This is a genomic window from Cytobacillus stercorigallinarum, assembly GCF_014836495.1.
GTDB classification, from domain to species: domain Bacteria; phylum Bacillota; class Bacilli; order Bacillales; family Cytobacillaceae; genus Cytobacillus; species Cytobacillus stercorigallinarum.
On sequence record NZ_JACSQT010000003.1, the window covers coordinates 358,020 to 374,646 of the forward strand.

The 16,627-nt window shown below is 39.7% G+C and carries 17 protein-coding genes; 5 read left to right on the top strand and 12 right to left on the bottom strand.

Annotated features, from left to right (window positions below; all coding sequences use genetic code 11):
- The first annotated feature begins 4 nt into the window (after positions 1-4).
- Both H9655_RS09780 and H9655_RS09785 read left to right on the top strand, forming a co-directional pair.
- Positions 5-400, top strand: coding sequence for a 5-carboxymethyl-2-hydroxymuconate Delta-isomerase (locus H9655_RS09780; protein ID WP_191813416.1), 396 nt, complete (start codon positions 5-7; stop codon positions 398-400).
- 256 nt (positions 401-656) lie between these two features.
- The gene (locus H9655_RS09785) at positions 657-1,316 is read left to right on the top strand and encodes a hypothetical protein (RefSeq protein WP_225230529.1); all 660 of its coding nucleotides are present in this window, start codon (positions 657-659) and stop codon (positions 1,314-1,316) included.
- A 299-nt stretch (positions 1,317-1,615) separates the two neighbouring features.
- Here the strand turns inward: H9655_RS09785 and H9655_RS09790 are convergent, their stop codons facing one another.
- The 11 genes from H9655_RS09790 to H9655_RS09840 form a co-directional block, all read right to left on the bottom strand.
- Positions 1,616-1,804, bottom strand: coding sequence for a DUF6440 family protein (locus H9655_RS09790; protein ID WP_191813421.1), 189 nt, complete (start codon positions 1,802-1,804; stop codon positions 1,616-1,618).
- 90 nt (positions 1,805-1,894) lie between these two features.
- Positions 1,895-2,383: a hypothetical protein gene (locus H9655_RS09795; protein WP_225230530.1), complete on the bottom strand. Its 489-nt coding sequence runs from the start codon at positions 2,381-2,383 to the stop codon at positions 1,895-1,897.
- A gap of 113 nt (positions 2,384-2,496) precedes the next feature.
- Positions 2,497-3,216, bottom strand: a complete 720-nt coding sequence (locus tag H9655_RS09800; protein WP_191813423.1) for a hypothetical protein — start codon at positions 3,214-3,216, stop codon at positions 2,497-2,499.
- Positions 3,217-3,230: 14 nt separating this feature from the next.
- Entirely contained in the window at positions 3,231-4,247 is a 1,017-nt protein-coding gene (locus H9655_RS09805; RefSeq protein ID WP_191813425.1) for a LytTR family transcriptional regulator DNA-binding domain-containing protein, read from the bottom strand.
- An 825-nt stretch (positions 4,248-5,072) separates the two neighbouring features.
- Positions 5,073-6,245: an acyl-CoA dehydrogenase family protein gene (locus tag H9655_RS09810; RefSeq protein WP_191813427.1), complete on the bottom strand. Its 1,173-nt coding sequence runs from the start codon at positions 6,243-6,245 to the stop codon at positions 5,073-5,075.
- Positions 6,246-7,238 (bottom strand): aldo/keto reductase, encoded by a 993-nt coding sequence (locus H9655_RS09815; RefSeq protein ID WP_191813429.1) that lies wholly within the window; start codon positions 7,236-7,238, stop codon positions 6,246-6,248.
- Positions 7,239-7,250: 12 nt separating this feature from the next.
- Positions 7,251-8,636, bottom strand: coding sequence for an LLM class flavin-dependent oxidoreductase (locus H9655_RS09820; RefSeq protein WP_191813431.1), 1,386 nt, complete (start codon positions 8,634-8,636; stop codon positions 7,251-7,253).
- Positions 8,637-8,650: 14 nt separating this feature from the next.
- Complete coding sequence (locus tag H9655_RS09825; protein WP_191813433.1) at positions 8,651-9,532, bottom strand: MetQ/NlpA family ABC transporter substrate-binding protein; 882 nt, start codon at positions 9,530-9,532, stop codon at positions 8,651-8,653.
- A 19-nt stretch (positions 9,533-9,551) separates the two neighbouring features.
- Positions 9,552-10,214 carry a methionine ABC transporter permease gene (locus H9655_RS09830; protein ID WP_191813435.1) on the bottom strand — a complete coding sequence of 221 codons (663 nt, stop codon included), beginning with the start codon at positions 10,212-10,214 and terminating at the stop codon, positions 9,552-9,554.
- A complete protein-coding gene (locus tag H9655_RS09835; RefSeq protein ID WP_191813437.1) occupies positions 10,204-11,226 on the bottom strand; it encodes a methionine ABC transporter ATP-binding protein in 1,023 nt (340 codons plus the stop codon). The genes H9655_RS09830 and H9655_RS09835 overlap by 11 nt, the downstream gene beginning before the upstream one ends.
- Before the next feature lie 102 nt (positions 11,227-11,328).
- Positions 11,329-12,543, bottom strand: a complete 1,215-nt coding sequence (locus H9655_RS09840) for an acyl-CoA dehydrogenase family protein (protein WP_191813439.1) — start codon at positions 12,541-12,543, stop codon at positions 11,329-11,331.
- A gap of 389 nt (positions 12,544-12,932) precedes the next feature.
- Here H9655_RS09840 and H9655_RS09845 point away from each other — a divergent pair, with 389 nt between their 5' ends.
- Complete coding sequence (locus H9655_RS09845; protein WP_191813441.1) at positions 12,933-13,769, top strand: hypothetical protein; 837 nt, start codon at positions 12,933-12,935, stop codon at positions 13,767-13,769.
- A 44-nt stretch (positions 13,770-13,813) separates the two neighbouring features.
- Here H9655_RS09845 and H9655_RS09850 read toward each other — a convergent pair whose 3' ends face one another.
- Entirely contained in the window at positions 13,814-14,719 is a 906-nt protein-coding gene (locus H9655_RS09850) for a DMT family transporter (protein WP_191813443.1), read from the bottom strand.
- A gap of 118 nt (positions 14,720-14,837) precedes the next feature.
- On the opposite strand from H9655_RS09850, the gene H9655_RS09855 reads away from it, so the two are divergent.
- Both H9655_RS09855 and H9655_RS09860 read left to right on the top strand, forming a co-directional pair.
- Entirely contained in the window at positions 14,838-15,545 is a 708-nt protein-coding gene (locus H9655_RS09855; protein WP_191813444.1) for an ArsR/SmtB family transcription factor, read from the top strand.
- Between the two features lie 591 nt (positions 15,546-16,136).
- On the top strand, positions 16,137-16,627 hold a 491-nt coding region (locus H9655_RS09860; protein WP_191813446.1), incomplete at its 3' end, for an LXG domain-containing protein.

Consider the following 16,627-nt stretch of genomic DNA (forward strand, 5'->3'; position numbering starts at 1 on the left):
ATTTATGCCACATTTCATTATTGAATATACAAGTAACATCAAAAGTGATGCACATATTCCCGCTTTATTGGAAAAAGCGAACAAGATCCTCATCAGTAAATCGCCTACTTTTCCAATAGGCGGTATCCGTTCAAGGGCAATTGAACTAAAAGACTACTATATTGCAGATGGTCAGGCAGACGATGCCTTCGTTCATGCAACCCTCAAAATCGGCTCCGGACGAAGTGAACAAGAAAAGGCATCGGTATGTGATGAACTCTTTACCATGATGAAGGAACACTTCCAGGAACTATATGATCACCGCTATTTTGCTTTATCAATGGAACTATATGAATTTAGCGAAGCAGGTACGTATAAGTGGAATAATATTCATGGTCGGTTTAAGAAAACCTTGCTCTAAAAGTTGAGCAGGGTTTTTCCTTTGTCTCCATGGATAAGGAGTTAAGGATACGGGGATGACTTGTATTCGGGCCACTCATTTTATATGTGTAAATTAGTTACGGATAATAGCTAATGTTGGTGGGTGGCCTTGGTTTGGTGTTTACTCATATTGCGTTGCTTATTCCTCTGTCTTTCGTTTTATTTGCGTTGTTCCTTTGTTTTACATTGCTTATATTTTTGTTTTCGGTTTTATTAGCGTTGTTTTTTCGTTTTACATGGCTTATATCTTTGGCTTCTGTTCTATTAGCGTTGTTTCCTTTTACTTTGCTTATATCTTTGTCCTCCGCTCTATTAGCGTCGTTTCACCGTTTTACATGGCTTATATCTTTGGCTTCCTTTCTATTAGCGTCGTTTCCTCGTTTTACATGGCTTATATCTTTGACTTTCGCCCTATTAGCGTTGTTTCTTCGTTTTACATTGCTTATATCTTTGGCTTCCGCTCTATTTGCGTCGTTTCACCGTTTTACATTGCTTATATCTTTAGCTTCCGCTCTATTAGCATCGTTTCTTCGTTTTACTTTGCTTATATCTTTGGCTTCCGCTCTATTAGCGTTGTTTCCTCGTTTTACATGGCTTATATCTTTGGCTTCCTTTCTATTAGCGTCGTTTCCTCGTTTTACATGGCTTATATTTTTGCCTTCCGCTCTATTTGCGTCGTTTCACCGTTTTACATTGCTTATATTTTTGACTTCCGCTCTATTTGCGTCGTTTCACCGTTTTACATTGCTTATATTTTTGTCTTCCGCTCTATTAGCATCGTTTCACCGTTTTACATTGCTTATATCTTTGGCTTCCGCTCTATTAGCATCGTTTCTTCGTTTTACTTTGCTTATATCTTTGTCCTCCGCTCTATTAGCGTCGTTTCACCATTTTAATTTGCTTATATTTTTGCCTTCCGCTCTATTTGCGTCGTTTCACCGTTTTACATTGCTTATATCCTTGTCTTCCGCTCTATTTGCGTCGTTTCACCGTTTTACATTGCTTATATTTTTGGCTTCCGCTCTATTAGCGTCGTTTCCTTGTTTTACATGGCTTATATCTTTGGCTTCCGCATGGTGCCAACCTAAAAAAGAAGAAAATCTTCTAAAGCAGCAGAAAACCCCACCTTCGATTAATGCAAGGTAGGGTTTTCTACAGTCTGAGAGTTAAAAACAACGGTCTCTGGCATAAAAGGTTACTCTGGTTTCTTCACAACAACCTTCCCGGTTTCATCTAACAACGGAGTAAGTCCACTTCCGCCTGTACTTGCCCATGTATGAACATAATGGACCCCGGTTTCACGATCAACGAGGATGGAAAGCAGCCCTGATGAGTAACTTTCTTTCAATATTTCTACAAAACGGGTCTCTCTTTTTTTAAACACGCCAACACTCCTTTCTAAATTTCATTTTTAGTAAGAAATACAAGGCATACTGATAAAAGTATTTGTAATAATCAATGGAAGTATTTCATTTTAAGAGAATAAATTAATACCAGACATGATTAAAATTCCAATAATAAGTGCCTGTGCTACGATAGCAATGGTTGCCCATAAGCTGACATAGCTTTTTTTTGCCCCTCCTGCTAATCCGATTGCAGCCGAAATATGAAATCCCCATAGAAGTCCTGCTAAAGAAACGCCTGGTACACCATATTTTCCAAAATATTTCTTTGCTTTGATCATACGTTTAGTTGGTTCTTTTTCCTTTTTCTTTCCTTTCATCAACTTTGACCTCAACGCATTAATAACCCATATAAAAGCCATGACTGATACCCAGTTACCTAATATCGCTATTAAAATAACGGGTATTCCAGGAAATCCCAAAAGGAACCCGAATGGAATCGCACCGTATGATTCAAAAAATGGGATGAGCGATAAAACAAAAATACTCAGTAATTGTAGAAATAAATTATCTTCTAGTGCTGGCATTAAGTTCAAATAGAAATCTTGTATGTCTTGCATAAGTTCTCCCCTCTCATGTTTGCCTACTTTTAGTATGAAGGATAATCCCTTCTATATCAGCCACTTTTGCATGAAAGGAGGGAAATTCATTCCGAGTGGAGACGATTTATGCCTCAATGGAGACCGTTCTTTTGCCTTCTCTTTATAAGGAATAGTAAAGCCATGCCACTCCAAATAAATGGCACAACCATAAACTTCAATACAGAGGTAAAGTCATCATTTTCAATCAGAGTAAGACCCCGTTCAATATGATAATTGGGAAAAAGAATCGTTAACTTATTCAGGAGCGAAGAATAAACAAATCCTTCTATTAAGAAATAAGCTATCATAATTGGCCATCCATATAAACTTACATCAATTGTATTTTTTGCATATTCAGCGATAGCCGTCCCTATAAAAAGCCACATACTGAAAAAGGGGATGGTAAATATACTGGCCATCAGTATTTGCGGTAAACTATAGCCATAAATAATCATGCCAATAGTGAACAAAAGATAAGACATGCTATAGGTGACGATGGATTTAGCTAAGAAAATATTGATTCGCCTTACCTTCATCAATCGATATACTATTCCTGTCCCTTGCTCTTTTTCTTCAACCATTATGTTTCCTTGTGTGTACATTGTCACCAATATACTAATAAAACTCAGCAGTGAAGTCATGCCTTTGAAAAAGGTAATCTGTTCATTTGAAAAGGTGATTGTCAGATTATTTAATATGTAAATGAGAAAAATCATCGCGAAGGCAGTGAAAAAGAGTAGTAATACTTGCCCATTAAAGCGCAAATCTTTGAGTTCCCTTACCATTAAAACCTTAATTTGTCGTACATTCATCCGACTCACCCCTTTTACCAGTTCAACAGTTCTTTTAACTCCCCATATCTTGATTTGGATAAAGGGACCGTCTTTTCATTTTCCAATGTGAGGCTATAACTATTCTTACTCCATACCACAACTTCCCTAACCCGCTGCAAATTCACTAAGTAAGAGCGATGACAACGGAAAAAACCGTATATATGTAATCTCGTTTCAATATCCTTCATTGAAACAGTTGATATAAACTCTTCATTATTCACATGGAGAATTGTTTGTCTATCTCTCGATTCCACAAAATCAATCTCCAATGGATCAAATAGAATAAATTTATCGTCTGATTTAGCTGATATTTTCTCAAATCTTTGTTGGTAAATTGTTTCGTCCTCTATGTCACTAGCCTCTTTTTCCTCTACCTCTTCTTCGGCATCCTCGTTATATTCAAGCTGCTGTAGTCCTCTATCGGTCAAACGGAATACTTTTGTCCCTATACGAATGCTCTCTTCTAATGAAGAGGTAAGAATAATAATGAAACCATCCTTTTTCAGCAATTCATTTAGAATACGATTCAACACTTGCTTCGATTGGAGATCAATGTGATAAGTGGGTTCTTGGAAAATATAAATGTTCGTAGGTTGAATCAAACTGCGTGCAAATTGCAATCTTTTTTTCTCTGAGAACGTTAGTCCCTTATTTTTCTTTCTACGTACTTCATTTAATTCGACAAGAGCTAAAATTCTATCTATATCCACTTTCACACCATACAAGTCACACCAAAAACGAACCGTCTGTTCAGGGGTTAACCGTTTATATTCGCCCATATTCGTCCGGTAAAAGAATAAATCCTCCACCCCACAGAGAACACCGTCTGAAAGACGGATTTCATTTGTCATATAACTTCTATCTTCCTCCATTAAGGATAAAAATGCATGCATATATTCCATGTCTGCTTGAATCGCAATTACATCTTTTTTTTCAATGTTCAATTGTATAGAAGGCAGGACAACTGTATTGCCAACGACCTTTCCAAAACCTTCAAAGATTAATGACATTTACACTCTTCTCCTTCTGAACCTATTTATTATGACGGATTTCTATAAGTGGTACCTTCATAATGAACGAAAAAGAGGAAAAAGCAAACGAAAAGGGAGCAAATCTTGGTTAAACTCATCCTTTTATTATTTACGCCTAAACGAGTGGACATTCATTTTTATCGGGGTGTATAAAACTGATACGTTAATTTATGATACAATAACTGTTTTTCATTGGAGTACGCAATTTTTCAGACGGAAATTTATCATATTATAATTGGGGAAATAGTGGCTCCTAATGGCAAATAATAAAAAATGGGTATACATAATGGCACAGAGAAAAGGACATTTTGAGAAAACTATGTGGCAAGATTCATTTACTATCTCACCACATTCATTAAGGAAATTAACAATATTGAAAATAACCGTTAGTGTCATTGCTCCTTGTCTCAACTGACTCCCTATTTTCACACGAACTTAGAAAAAGCGAGAAACGTGATTAAATTTTCAAGCATGCTAACATTGGTAAACAGATGTTTTTTAAGCATAAATACTACTGATCACACTAAAAGCAGCATATCTATCCGTTCTCCCTGACTACCTTCATCAAAATTCTACATATCCAATCATTTTCCGGGAAATAAGACAAGCTTTCGACTAAATAGTTACTTTAAAAAAAGCAAACATTATGGTGACACCTTGGTGTGCCTATATGCCGTGGCATCCTTATAGTCAATAAGATACAAAAAGCGACCACCCTTTAACATTAAGGCTGGTCGCACTTTTACATACCCCACATCTTTCTCTCCTATTGGGTCCGTATTATCATTTTATAGCAAGCATTCGTTACTCAGAAAATAAAGCAGCTTTCGCCAACCCCTCCACAATCATATCATCAGCCGGATGCATAGACAGGCCACATTGCACGTCTCGGAAATGGCGTTCTAGTTTAAAGTCTTTTGACAGTCCTATTCCACCAGCTACTCTCATGGCGAGTTCCACGATTCGTATCGCTTGGTGACAGATGGTGTATTTCGCTGCTTGAAAGTCGTTTAGTAAGTCATTTCTTTGGTGGGGGAAGCGATCCCATTTGTCTGCTAGTGAATACAGTAATGTACGGGATGTGGTTAAGGAAATTTCCATTTCGCCGATTTTTTGTTGGATGTGGGGGACTTCGGCTATTGGTTTTTTTAAACTGCCTGCTTGTTGGTGTTTGGCAAAGTCGATAATAAAATCTCTGGCTGCATGGGCAACACCAAGAAAGACTGAGGCGATGAACAGAAAGGTGGAGCGGTTTTTTAAGCCTCCGTCCTTGCCAGTTGCTTTTGCCAGCAGTGCCTCCTCTGGTACGAACACTTCATTTAATACAATCGTATCACTACCTGTCGAACGCATACCGATTGTGTTCCATGTTTCTTTCACTACTACTTTATCTGATTTGCGAACGAGAAATTCCCCAAGTACACCTTCATCCTCCACCCAGGCCATCACTATCAGTGGATCAGCAATCGGTGCCAGCGTGGCGAATGTCTTTTCCCCTGAAATGAGGTAACCATTAGCGGTTTTTCTCGCAATCGTCTCTGGTTGGCTGCCTCTAAAAATATTGCCGCCTTTCTTTTCAGTTGCAAAGATATTAAGAATGTCTCCGTTTTGCACAACACCTTGACAGACCTTCGCAAACACCTCCTCTTTCCAACGGTTTCCCTCACGATAATTAAGGAATAAACAAGACTGCCAACCGGCTGCAAGGGCAACTGCTCCATCCCCCTTAGCCAACCGTTCTAAAACTAATGTCATTTCATATAATGATGCCTCGTACCCACCGTATTTCTCAGGGGTCGTTAACGAAAAGAAGCCTGCCTCTCTTAATATGTTAAAAGAGGCAAACGGAAACGTCCCTCGCTCGTCATTTTCAGTCGCATAAGATTCTAGCTGCTTTGCTACTTCATCAAACTTTTCCGCTAAAGCTGCTTCCCGTTCATTCCGTAGGTGGATGTCCTTTGTTTTGGTTAATAGCATTTATAGCTTCACTCCTTTAAATAAATCCTCTTCGCGACTATGATCGGTGGAAAGAGGGGGTGCTTCCGATAAGTTAGTAATCGCTTCATAGAGCTCATCACTTAAGTGAACTTCCCTTGCACGAATAGCATACTGTAATTGTTCCACACTACGTGCACCGATGATTGGGGCCGTGATTACAGGGTTCCTTAACACCCAGGCTATGGCTAATGAGACTGGATGATAACCATATTCTTGTGCCAATTGGATAAATTGCTCAGTCGTCGTATAGTATTGCTTCGTTCCATACCGTCTTGCATAATTTTTTAATTCTATCAATCTACCTTGAGCGGGTAAGTTGTCATGATTATATTTTCCAGATAATAAGCCGCCACCTAAAGGACTATAGGAAATGACCCCTAATTGTTCTTCCTCCGCTAACGGGAAAAGTTCTACTTCCGCTTGGCGCTTCACTAAATTGTACATCGGTTGAATGAGCTCAAACCGAGCAAGCCCTTTTCTAGCAGAAATGCCAAGTGCCTTCATAATTTGCCATGCTGACCAATTACTCACTGCCGGGTAAAGAATTTTCCCTTGCCTTTGTAAATCATCTAGCGCAAGTATCGTTTCTTCTATATCTGTATGAGGATCAAACAAATGGATGAAATAAAATTCAATTCGGTCTGTCTTTAATCTCCTCAGACTATCTTCAACTGCTTGAAAAATATGACGCCTTGATGCCCCTCTACTATTCATATTTTCACCAACGGGAAAACCTACTTTAGAAGAAATAATCACCTCGTTACGACAATTGCTGATGCATTCACCTAAAATTTCTTCTGACCTGCCCTGACTATATACGTTTGCTGTATCAAAAAAGTTAATACCAGCCTCTCTCGTTAAATGAAACATCTCTTTAGATGTCTGTTTATCTGCATTTCCACCAAATGACATCGTGCCAAAACATAGATTGGACACCTTGATACCTGTTTTCCCTACTAATCGATTAGTCACTATTCTCGCTCCTTACAGTTTTGTCGTGTGCGTTTGCCTATATCTACTTCCTGGATGTCCGTTAGGTAATAAGCTCTGCCCCTTACCAAATATTTTTTCGCGAAACGTTCCTTCTGCATAATCCTTTTTATACAACCCTCTATCTTGTAATTCAGGAATCACTAAATCAATAAACTCCTGTAAATTTTGTGGGGTGACAAAATGCGCTAAATTAAAGCCATCAATGCCTGTATCCTCAAAGAAAAACTGAATGGCATCTGCAACTTCCTTAGGATTACCGACAATCACATGATCACGATTGATTGTTTCAAAACGGTTTAACACTTCCCGCACCGTTAATTTTTTCGGCGCATCCTTTGTTAGTGAGGCTGCTCGCGATTGTCCATGCTCAGTATGCTTGTATTCAAAATAACTATCTAAATCGGTATATTTTGATAAATCATATCCACTTGAACCACCATACTGCGCTTTTGCGGCCTCTGCACTCCACAGTTTTTGATACGTTTCAAACTTCGCTTCCGCTTCCTCCGTCGTTTCCGCTACAATCACATTTAAAAATGTATATAATTTCACCTGTTCTGGGTTTCTGCCATACCTTTTTGCCCGTGCTTTAATATCCTTAATATGCTCACGGATTTTCTCGTTTGTTGGACCGCCAATGAAGACACACTCCGCATGCTTGGCGGCAAATTCTTTTCCTCTCTCAGAAGTGCCCGCTTGATAAATCACAGGCGTTCTTTGTAAAGAAGGGTCTGTTAGATGAGGTCCTTCTACTTGATAATAATGGCCTTCATGGTTAATAGAATGCACTTTTTCAGGGTCGACTAAAATGCCGCGTTCGACATCTGCTATCATCGCGCCATCCTCCCAGCTACCTTCCCATAATTGATAGACAACATCTAAAAATTCATCTGCCCGCTCGTAGCGTTCATCATGCTTAATCATATTTGTTAAGCCATAATTTCGCGCAGCATTCGGTAAATAGGATGTGACAATATTCCAAGCGATTCTCCCTTTTGTTAAATGGTCTAATGTTGAAAAACGACGGGCATGACTAAAGGGATGTTCATATGTTGTACTCACTGTCACAGCAAATGATAAATCCGTTGTCACACTAGCCATCGCCGAAATCATCATCGCTGGATCATTTAAAGGAAATTGCAAACCGTCTCTTATCGCTGGTTCTTTATTATTACGATAGACATCATATACGCCTGCTACATCAGCAAAGAAAAGGGCGTCAAACTTGCCCCTTTCTAAAAGTTTTGCTAAATCTATCCAATAAGACAAATCATTGTAATGGCGATGCCGCCTACTTTGAGGATGCTTCCATAAGCCATGTGAATTATGCATGGCACCAGCCATTTCAAATGCATTCAATTGAATTTGCTTACCCATCGACTCTCCTCCTCTTACTGTTTACCAGATTTAATATCTGCTAGAAGTTGATCAAGCGTGTCCTGTAATTCTGCAATTGGAATATCAACAACGACATTCCCGCCATTGGAGTCTTCCTTCACAGCCTCTACGACTCTTTCTTCTTGATAAATTCTAGCAATCGTTTGATAAGTTTCATCATCCGCATCCTCCCCACGAACCGCAAAAACGTTTAAGTATGGCCGTGTTTCTTCACTATGTGGGTCATCGTGATAAATCGCATCCTCTAGAAGATAACCTGCTTGACCAGCAATTCCACTATTAATAATCGAAGCGGCAACATCAGGTAAGACTCTTGGCGTTTGTTGTGCAACAACAGTCAATATTTCTATGTTTCGCGGATTGTCTACAATATCATCAGGTGTTGGATATAACCCAACATCCTCTCTCAAAGTAATTAAGCCCGCTTCCTCCAATACTTTTAACCCCCGCCCCGTATTTGCTGGATCATTTGGGATAGCAATTGTTGCACCCCCCGGGATATCGTCTGGATGATCGTATTTTTCCGAATATAACCCCATTGGTGCGACAACTGTCGAGCCAATCGGTTGAATATCTGCATCGTCATTTTCGACGATAAACTGACTTAGAAACGCTAAATGTTGAAAGGAGTTCACGTCAATTTCTCCATTGATTAAAGCGTTATTGGGTAAAGTGTAATCGGAAAACTCGACTAACTCGACCTCAATTCCCTCTTCCTTTGCCCTTTCTTGAATGATCTGCCAATACTGACCATCTGAACCTGTCACACCGATTTTGACATGTTTTGTGTCACCAGAAGCTGAATCAGAACCACATCCACTTAAAAATACCGCAGTTAATAGAAATAGCACGAAAACAAATTTTCCTTTTTTCAATTAAAAACCCCTCTTTTCTTCATCTTCTTAAAAAGAACCTTGAAAGCATATTTCCTAAAAACTGAGCGATTTGTACAAGTAAAATAAGGATCACAACCGTGACGATCATGACTGACGTATCGAATCGTTGATAACCATAAGTCATCGCCAAGTCACCCAATCCACCGCCACCAACTGTCCCTGCCATCGCGGAGAAGTCGATTAAACCAACAGTGATAAAAGTAATCCCAAGAATCAGCGGGCCAAGTGCCTCCGGTATGAGCACCGTAAAGATAATTCTTAATGGACTAGCTCCCATCGCCTGAGCCGCTTCAATAATTCCCGGGTCGATTGATACAAGATTATTTTCTACAATGCGAGCGACAGCAAAGGCTGCGGCAATCGTCATTGGCAACACCGCCGCGGCCGTACCGATTGTTGTGCCCATAATCATTCTCGTAAAGGGACTAATGGCAACGAGAAATATGATAAATGGGATTGGTCGAATAATATTAATCAATAAATTTAAGAAATAGAAAATCCAACGATTCTCTAAAATATTTCCTTTTCTCGTAACAAAGAGTAGCAAACCAATTACAAGACCGAGAATAGTAGCAAATATTAAAGTCAAGATCACCATCAAAATCGTTTCCCCAGTTGCTTCTATAATTCTTGGCCAAAATGTCGCCCAATCAACTTGCATAATGAACCTCCTTCAACTCAACAATTTTTTCTAACTCCTTAATCACTTTACTTACTTCTACTTCTTCACCAATGAATTCGACTATTAAACTACCAAACAATCTTTCTTGCAGTTCACTAATATTGCCATAAAGAATATTGAAGTCTACCTGATATTTCTTACTAATTTTTGATAGGATGGGCTGATTACTAACCCCTTCTTTATAGATAATGCGATACAGTTTCCCCCGCTTGCTCTCCTGTAATTTTTCTAATAGATGTGAGGAAAGTTGGTCATTCTGGACGGAACGAATGAAATTTTTAGTCGTCTCGTTCTGTGGTTTCGTGAACACGTTAAATACTTGACCTTCTTCTATCACTCTGCCATCCTCCATGACAGCCACACGGTTACATACTCTCTTAATCACATGCATCTCATGGGTAATGAGCATAATCGTAATGTTATATTCCTTATTCACCTTCAATAGGAGCTGAAGAATCTCTTCCGTTGTCTCTGGATCTAGTGCGGATGTAGCCTCATCACAAATGAGAATGTCTGGCGATGTTGCCAAGGCACGGGCAATGCCCACCCTTTGCTTCTGACCGCCTGATAAACTTTCCGGGTATTTAGTTGCCTTATCCTCCAAACCTACGAACCTCAGCATTTCCTTCACTCGTTGATCGAGCTTTGCTTTTGACCAGCCAGCAAGCTTAAGTGGGTAAGCAATATTGCCATAGACTGTTCGCGAACTAAAGAGATTAAAAGATTGAAAAATCATCCCGATACGGCTTCTTAATTGACGCAACTCTTTTTGTGAGAGAGCATCAATTCTTTTGTCATTAACTATGATTTCACCTGAAGTCGGTCGCTCGAGCAAATTAACTAAACGTAACAAGGTGCTTTTTCCCGCCCCACTAAACCCAATAACCCCAAAAATCTCACCCTTCTTCACTTCTAGACTTACATCTTGAACGGCTTTTACGACATTCTCCTTTGTGCCAAATGTTTTACTTACATTCGTAAATCGAATCAAACCTTTTCCCCCTCTAAAACTCATTTCTTTAAATACAAAAAGGCAGCCTTCTATAAAAGAAGTCTGCCTTTAGTTGATCTAGTCGGCTTTTCTTAAATGTGATTAGAAATACACAACCCCTACTGGGAGCTGTTCATTATTGATGATGTATTTACCAACCGCTTGTGCTTTATAAACAGTTGGATTATGAGAAGATATCGTGCGGATGTTGCGCCAATGACGATCTAAATAAGCTGACTGCTTCGTCGCTGATGCACCTCCTACCTCAAATAGAAGAGTCGCTGCTTTTAATGCTAATTCATCCACAACTACTTTTGCTTGTGCTGCCTGCAATGACGCTTCATGGTTAAGCTCATAATTTTGTTCCGTATTACCTGATTGACTCGTCGCCCTCTCTAACGCTTCCGCGGCTGCTAACACCGTTGCTTCTACAGCAAAAGCGATACTGGCAATCTCACCCACTTTTTGTTGTAATAAGGGATCGTCCTTCGGTTGTTCTGCCGGTGCATAACTAAACGTGCGTTTTCGTTTATGTATCAAATCTTTCGCATCCGTCACCACATTGCGGACAATACCGGCAATCACAGCTTGTAGGATTAATTGCAGAAAGGCGTTAAATGATTTTTTATCCTCCTTGAGCTCCTTGATTTCTTCCGGGTAAACCGTGACATCTTTAAAGATGGTCGTTCCACTTCCTGTCCCCTTTTGTCCAAACCCGTCCCAATCATCTTTTATTATGACACCCTCTCTATCTGTCGGAATAAAAGCAGACACTACTTTACCAGACGACGTTTCTGCCATCACACTCACCCAATCGGCATACATGGTTCCTGTACAAAAATACTTTGTACCGTTTAATCGAAAATTTTCTCCATCTACGGATAAGGTCGTTTCGAACTTTGAACTGCCTGCCGCATTCTTCGAGATTTCCGTATAAGCATTGCCGATGATCTCTCCATTTACAATTTTATCCAACTCTTGTTCACGTTTCGTTTCGTCCCCTAGCTGAATCAACCTTTCCACGTGTGAGAAATGAGACCTTAATAAATGAGCAACATCTGGATCTGCCTCGGCTAAACGGATGACGACTTGTATTAATTCCTTCAATTCAATACCGCCTCCACCAAGCGCTTTAGGTACCCTCAATGCTCCTATTTTGTTCTCTTTAATTAATCTCATCGCGTAAAAAGGTCTGGCATCACTACCATCTTCTCTTCTCTTTTTCGCATCTTGCGCAATTGCTATTAATAGTTCCTCCATCTCACAGGAATCTATTGTCATTGCTTTATCTGATGTTACTAGCTCTTTTCCTGACATCACCACGCCACCTCTTTACTGTTTTAATCCAATTATTCGCACTAATTTAGTAGGAATTATAAAAAATAAAAAGACTCTCTATACAGCATTTCACACGCTGTATAGAGAGCCTCTAGTGTTCCAGTCGGCTATCTTTTTAATAAATTAATCATATCTTAAACGGTAACAGTAAAGATGTCAACATAATTTTTAGATAATATAGAATTATTTAATAATTATAGATATTTAACTCCGTATCAGATGCCATTCCCTAGACAAAATAGCCTTCTCACTAAAAAAAGTAAGAGACATAGTAATTAATATTTAAAAAATGACTATTTACCAATGCAAAACCATTCACAAATAGGTAATTTCATCATAATTTATCTAGACACTTTATGGAGATTTGAATGAGGAGGCACAACATGTATTATTATTACGGTCCATTCGGGCCACAACCTTATAATCAACCTCAGGCCAATAAAAACAACGCTCGCGGCTTACCCGGAGGATTTCCTGGCGCTGGTGGCTTTTCAGGAGGAGATGGCCCCCCATCAGGCGGCGCACCACACTTAGATGATTTCATGCCGAGCCAAGGCTCACCTAATAACGGCGGCGGGTTGCCTAACTTAGGTGACTTGATGCCAGGGCAAAATAATGGGGGAAGTATGCCCAATCCAGCTGACTTCCTACCGGGACAAAATGGAAATGGAGGCGGCATGCCAAACTTCCAGGAATTATTACCAGGACAAAACGGCTCCAACAGTAATGGCGGAGGGTTACCGAACTTACAAGACATCCTTCCTGGACAAGGAGAATCCGGAGCAAATGGCGGCATGCCAAGCTTAGAGGACCTAACCGAACTTCTCCCACAGCCGAACGAGTCAAACGGACAAAACGGGCAACCAGAAGGCAACAGCGGGACAAATGGCAACGGACAATCAGGTGAAAGCGCTGGCGAGGAAGGAGCAACAGCCCCTGCCTTACCCGCACCACCATCACACTATATCGTCAACAAATATTACTCTCTACTCAAAAACCCACAAACCGCCAAAAACATTCTACAAAGCAAAGGTTCCGCCTGTGTAAACAAATGGAGCATCATCCAGTTAACAGACGGGCAAATACTATTAATGCATATTACAGGGCACGACGCAAACGGGCAAACACAAGGCGTATTTTGGCCATCTGGCCGGTATGGTGCATTTGGTAGTAGTGATATTTCGGGGTATAGTTGCAGAGAATGAGTGAATAAAGGTCGCTTTAGGATGGCGACCTTTTTGTTTAGTTATTATCCACTTTTTGCTTTATTTTGAACGAAACGCATGTCGCCTATCACTTCTTTTTTGAAAGTAATATTTACGAGATAAATACCTATTAAGATAAATGAGCCCCCAACTAAAAGTGACAAAGAAATCGGTTCATCAAGCAGGACAGATCCAGTCAAAACACCAAAGAATGGAGCTAAAAATAAATAGGAACTCGTCCTGCCTGGATCGCCTTTTTGTAAAAGGAAATACCAAACCGCAAATTGCACGATAGAAGACATAATACTTAGCCATAACAAAATAAATACTGAATGCCTCGTCACATGGAAGAATGGCTCTTCCAGTACGCTACTTAAAAATAAGAGAATGCCACCGCCAAGCAACATTTGATAGGCGGAAAGCACCCATGTATCGAAATGCCCACTCCAGCGATTAACTAATAAAGTAGAAATTGCCCAAAAAACAGCAGAAAAAGCCCCAAACACAAGACCAATCCTAAAATCACTAATGCCCCCTAATGTAATTCCTACACCTATGAAGCCCAAGACAACCCCACTCCACTGATACCATTTATAACGGTGACCCAATAAAATAGTGCCAAAAATAATGACCAATAGCGGATTCATAAAAGTTAAAATAGAAGATTCACTGGCTGTTATCGTTCTTAAGCTGATAAATATGCATCCCATGACCCCAGCCGTTTGAAACGACCCAATCAATAGCACTCTTCCCCAATTTTTCATGCTACTAGGGTGCTCCCTCTTCTGTATCATCACAATCACCATCATGATCAAACCAGCTAGAAAAAAGCGTAAACCTGCCAATAACAAAGGAGATGAGTAGCCTAACCCTATTTTCCCTATGGCAAAAGATGAACCCATTAGTGCTGTAGTCAAAATAATTAAAGTAAAAAAATTAAATTTCTTCATGTATATGACCCTCCCCAAAAATATCCCCACCTACCTTGTAAATAGGTTTTCTTTGAACTATTATAAAACCTATATCATACGATACTTATCGAAGTATGGATTACAGAGGTGTGAAAAAATGAGTATACATCCGAATATTACGGCACTAACGGCGCTACTTGCTGAAAAATCAAGAGCCACTATACTGGCAGCTTTAATGGATGGGAAATTCCATACAGCAAGCGAGCTAGCCTACATGGCCACCATTAAACCCCAGACAGCCAGTTTTCATCTTGCCAAACTAGTAGAAAACAATCTCGTAATCAGTGAAAAAAATGGCCGATTTCGCTATTTCCGTATAGCAAATGATAAAGTGGCCAACACACTAGAAATTTTCATGTCCATCTCCCCTCCACCTGAAGTTCGCTCTTTAAAACAATCAAGCCAGCTAAAAAGATTAGAAAACGCCCGAACTTGTTACGACCATTTAGCCGGACGTCTGAGTGTGAAACTAACCAATATCATGGAAGAAGAAGGATATATTGAGAAATCCAACAAGCGATTTATCATAACAACAAAAGGCGAGCATTTTTTCAAAGAATTAGGGATAGATGTAATTGCTCTATCCAAAAAACGCCGCTCCTTCTGCCACGCCTGTCTTGACTGGAGTGAACGTACACATCATTTAGGCGGCGCTTTAGGGAATGGTTTATTTGAAAGATATCTCGAATTGGGGTGGATAGAATCTAGAGAAAACTCGAGGGAAATCACTATAACTACCGTGGGTAAATCCGGTTTTAGGGACTTTTTTGGACTGGAACATGATTTACTGGACAAAACAAAATAAGCGAAGATATTTTAGAATACGTTTGATCATATGAATGTTACGAGGAATGAGCTGAAGAAGGTCTGCTATTTATTGACTGCCTTCTTCTTTTCTCAATCTCATTTAAGCCACATCTTTTATTAACACCCTACTACTTAGCATACGATTTAATGATACGATTCCCTTTAAATTGAACTATCCATTCTTTTGCATTTTCTAGGCGATCCACCCGTCCCCACTGTTTCCTTCTTGGGAAATTGTCCTTATTTTTCTTCTTACCCAAACAAACGAATAGAGGTGCATAATGTGGAGAAAACCCATCCATTTTATCTATACACTAACAGGCCGAATTACGGCTGAGAAAAAGCAGGAAGTGATCACATCACTAAAACCAGGAATCGGGTTCGTTGAATAAAAAACGTAACTCAGTTGGGCAAGAGTGCATTTGTCTTTTCCAATTGTTATGTGCCAGAAAATTGCTTCATATATAGTAAAAATAAACTACTACTATCCTCATATTGAACTATTTACCCATTACTCCTACAATTTACATATATATTTCCAATTTTAACAAATGGCCATATTTGTACGAGACCTACGAGGTGACATATAATGAAAGTATTAGATGCTGATGAGTTACATTCGGGCATAAATAACACGCAAAATGGATTGAAGCACTTAAGAAACCAGCTCGAAACGCTAAAAATGAGCATCCTTTCTATTAGTAGCTTAGAAAGTGAGCTCCGCGGGGAAGGCGGAAATTCCATCCGCGCGTTTTACAAAGACGTCCATCTCCCCTTTCTCCAATCGATGAAACAAATGGTAGAACAATATGAAGCAACTTTAAAGGAACTTACCCAATCATTACGTTCGTTAGACTCATCTAGCCGAGCAATGATACGAGAAAGCTTCCTTCAACAAGACCTATCCCAAAGTATCAGAAGAACAGAAAACATCACAAGCGATTTAACAGACGAAGGCAACCGCACCATCCAATCAGTCGGTGATATCGTCTCCTTGCCGCGTTTGGATGATAACCGTTTACACCAACATGCCGAGTCGGCCAACAATCAAATCAAACAAACCGTGGAAAGATTACATCA